The sequence below is a fragment of the Micromonospora vulcania genome, assembly GCF_042658605.1.
GTDB lineage: Bacteria > Actinomycetota > Actinomycetes > Mycobacteriales > Micromonosporaceae > Micromonospora > Micromonospora vulcania.
Genome location: NZ_JBHSQS010000051.1, coordinates 1 through 3,436 on the forward strand (window position 1 = coordinate 1; position 3,436 = coordinate 3,436).

The 3,436-nt window shown below is 56.7% G+C and carries 2 rRNA genes; both read right to left on the minus strand.

The features are described 5' to 3' along the window. Positions 1–6: 6 nt before the first annotated feature. Positions 7–123 (minus strand): 5S ribosomal RNA (rrf, locus tag ACFQGL_RS32095). Positions 124–210: 87 nt separating this feature from the next. Continuing rightward, positions 211–3,320, minus strand: a 23S ribosomal RNA gene (locus tag ACFQGL_RS32100). Positions 3,321–3,436 lie beyond the last annotated feature (116 nt).

Genomic DNA, 3,436 nt, shown 5'->3' on the forward strand with positions numbered 1-3,436 from the left:
AAGATTGTCCGGCGGTGTCCTACTCTCCCACACCCTCACGAGTGCAGTACCATCGGCGCTGGAGGGCTTAGCTTCCGGGTTCGGAATGTAACCGGGCGTTTCCCCTCCGCCATGACCGCCGTAACTCTATAGACATGTCAAACAACACCACACACACAGGGGGTGCTTGTTCGTTTGTCTAGAGTTGCACAGTGGACGCGTAGCAGCTTAGTAGTCAAGTCCTCGGCCTATTAGTACCGGTCAACTGAACCCGTTACCGGGCTTACATTTCCGGCCTATCAACCCAGTCGTCTAGCTGGGGGCCTTACCCCACCAAGGTGGGTGGGATACCTCATCTTGAAGCAGGCTTCCCGCTTAGATGCTTTCAGCGGTTATCCCTTCCGAACGTAGCTAACCAGCCGTGCCCTTGGCAGGACAACTGGCACACCAGAGGTTCGTCCGTCCCGGTCCTCTCGTACTAGGGACAGCCCTTCTCAAGTATCCTACGCGCACGGCGGATAGGGACCGAACTGTCTCACGACGTTCTAAACCCAGCTCGCGTACCGCTTTAATGGGCGAACAGCCCAACCCTTGGGACCTGCTACAGCCCCAGGATGCGACGAGCCGACATCGAGGTGCCAAACCATCCCGTCGATATGGACTCTTGGGGAAGATCAGCCTGTTATCCCCGGGGTACCTTTTATCCGTTGAGCGACACCGCTTCCACTCGCAAGTGCCGGATCACTAGTCCCGACTTTCGTCCCTGCTCGACCTGTCAGTCTCACAGTCAAGCTCCCTTGTGTACTTGCACTCAACACCTGATTGCCAACCAGGCTGAGGGAACCTTTGGGCGCCTCCGTTACCTTTTAGGAGGCAACCGCCCCAGTTAAACTACCCACCAGACACTGTCCCTGAACCGGATAACGGTCCGAAGTTAGATACCCAAATCAACCAGAGTGGTATTTCAAGATTGCCTCCACCCATACTGGCGTATGGACTTCACCGGCTCCCACCTATCCTACACAAGCTAATTCGAGTACCAATGTCAAGCTATAGTAAAGGTCCCGGGGTCTTTCCGTCCTGCCGCGCGTAACGAGCATCTTTACTCGTACTGCAATTTCGCCGGGCCTGTGGTTGAGACAGTGGGGAAGTCGTTACGCCATTCGTGCAGGTCGGAACTTACCCGACAAGGAATTTCGCTACCTTAGGATGGTTATAGTTACCACCGCCGTTTACTGGCGCTTAAGTTCTCCGCTTCGCCCCGAAGAGCTAACAGGTCCCCTTAACGTTCCAGCACCGGGCAGGCGTCAGTCCATATACATCGAATTACTTCTTCGCATGGACCTGTGTTTTTAGTAAACAGTCGCTTCCCCCTGCTCTCTGCGGCCATACAACGCTCCACCCGCGCGGGGCTTCACGTCTCCGGCCCCCCTTCTCCCTAAGTTACGGGGGCAATTTGCCGAGTTCCTTAACCACAGTTCGCCCGATCGCCTCGGTATTCTCTACCTGACCACCTGTGTCGGTTTGGGGTACGGGCCGCTAAGAACTCGCTAGAGGCTTTTCTCGGCAGCATAGGATCACTGACTTCACCTGAATCGGCTCGGCATCACGTCTCAGCCATCATGTGTCGCGGATTTGCCTACGACACGGCCTACACGCTTACCCCGGCACAACCACCGGCCGGGCTCAGCTACCTTCCTGCGTCACCCCATCGCTTGACTACTACCCGCCAGGTTCCCACGCTCACCACACTTGGTCCGAAGACCGCCTGCAGCTCGGATGGTTAGCACAACGAGGTTCATCAGGGACGCTCTTTCGCGGGTACGGGAATATCAACCCGTTGTCCATCGACTACGCCTCTCGGCCTCGCCTTAGGTCCCGACTCACCCAGGGCGGATTAGCCTGGCCCTGGAACCCTTGGTCATCCGGCGGAAGGGTTTCTCACCCTTCTTTCGCTACTCATGCCTGCATTCTCACTCGTGCCGCGTCCACAACTGGGTCACCCCGCTGCTTCACTCGCGGCACGACGCTCCCCTACCCATCCACACACCTGCACAAGGAATCAAGTCCAAGCGAGGATAAAATGTGAATGCCACAGCTTCGGCGGTGTGCTTGAGCCCCGCTACATTGTCGGCGCGGAACCACTTGACCAGTGAGCTATTACGCACTCTTTAAAGGGTGGCTGCTTCTAAGCCAACCTCCTGGTTGTCTATGCGACCCCACATCCTTTTCCACTTAGCACACGCTTAGGGGCCTTAGCTGGTGATCTGGGCTGTTTCCCTCTCGACTACGAAGCTTATCCCCCGCAGTCTCACTGCCGCGCTCTCACTTACCGGCATTCGGAGTTTGGCTGATTTCGGTAAGCTTGTGGGCCCCCTAGACCATCCAGTGCTCTACCTCCGGCAAGAAACACGCGACGCTGCACCTAAATGCATTTCGGGGAGAACCAGCTATCACGGAGTTTGATTGGCCTTTCACCCCTAACCACAGGTCATCCCCCAACTTTTCAACGTTGGTGGGTTCGGCCCTCCACGCGGTCTTACCCGCGCTTCAGCCTGCCCATGGCTAGATCACTCCGCTTCGGGTCTAGGACACGCGACTGAATCGCCCTATTCAGACTCGCTTTCGCTACGGCTCCCCCACACGGGTTAACCTCGCCACATGCCACTAACTCGCAGGCTCATTCTTCAAAAGGCACGCCGTCACCCCGCAAGGCTCCGACGGATTGTAGGCGAACGGTTTCAGGTACTATTTCACTCCCCTCCCGGGGTACTTTTCACCATTCCCTCACGGTACTCGTCCGCTATCGGTCACCAGGAAGTATTTAGGCTTACCAGGTGGTCCTGGCAGATTCACGGCAGATTTCAGGGGTCCGCCGCTACTCGGGAACACCCACAGAAGGTCAGCAACTTTCACCTACCGGACTTTCACCGTCTACGGTCAGCCATTCCAGACTGTTCGACTAGCCACTAACTTTGTAACTCCTCGAACAAGTGTCAGCTTGTTCAGCGGGGTCCCACAACCCCGACCACGCAACCCCTGACAGGTATCACACGCAGCCGGTTTAGCCTCAATCCGCTTTCGCTCGCCACTACTCACGGAATCACTAAATTGTTTTCTCTTCCTACGGGTACTGAGATGTTTCACTTCCCCGCGTTCCCTCCACACACCCTATGTGTTCAGGTGTGGGTGACACCACATGACTGGTGCCAGGTTTCCCCATTCGGACACCCTGGGATCACAGCTTGGTTGACAGCTCCCCCAGGCCTATCGCGGCCTCCCACGTCCTTCATCGGCTCCTGGTGCCAAGGCATTCACCGTTCGCCCTTGACAACTTGACCACAAAGATGCTCGCGTCCACTGTGCAATTCTCAACAAACGACCAACCCACAACCCACAGCCCCACACCAGCACCACCACAGTGATCGGTATGTGGAACCAGGCCATGCCTGGCAGC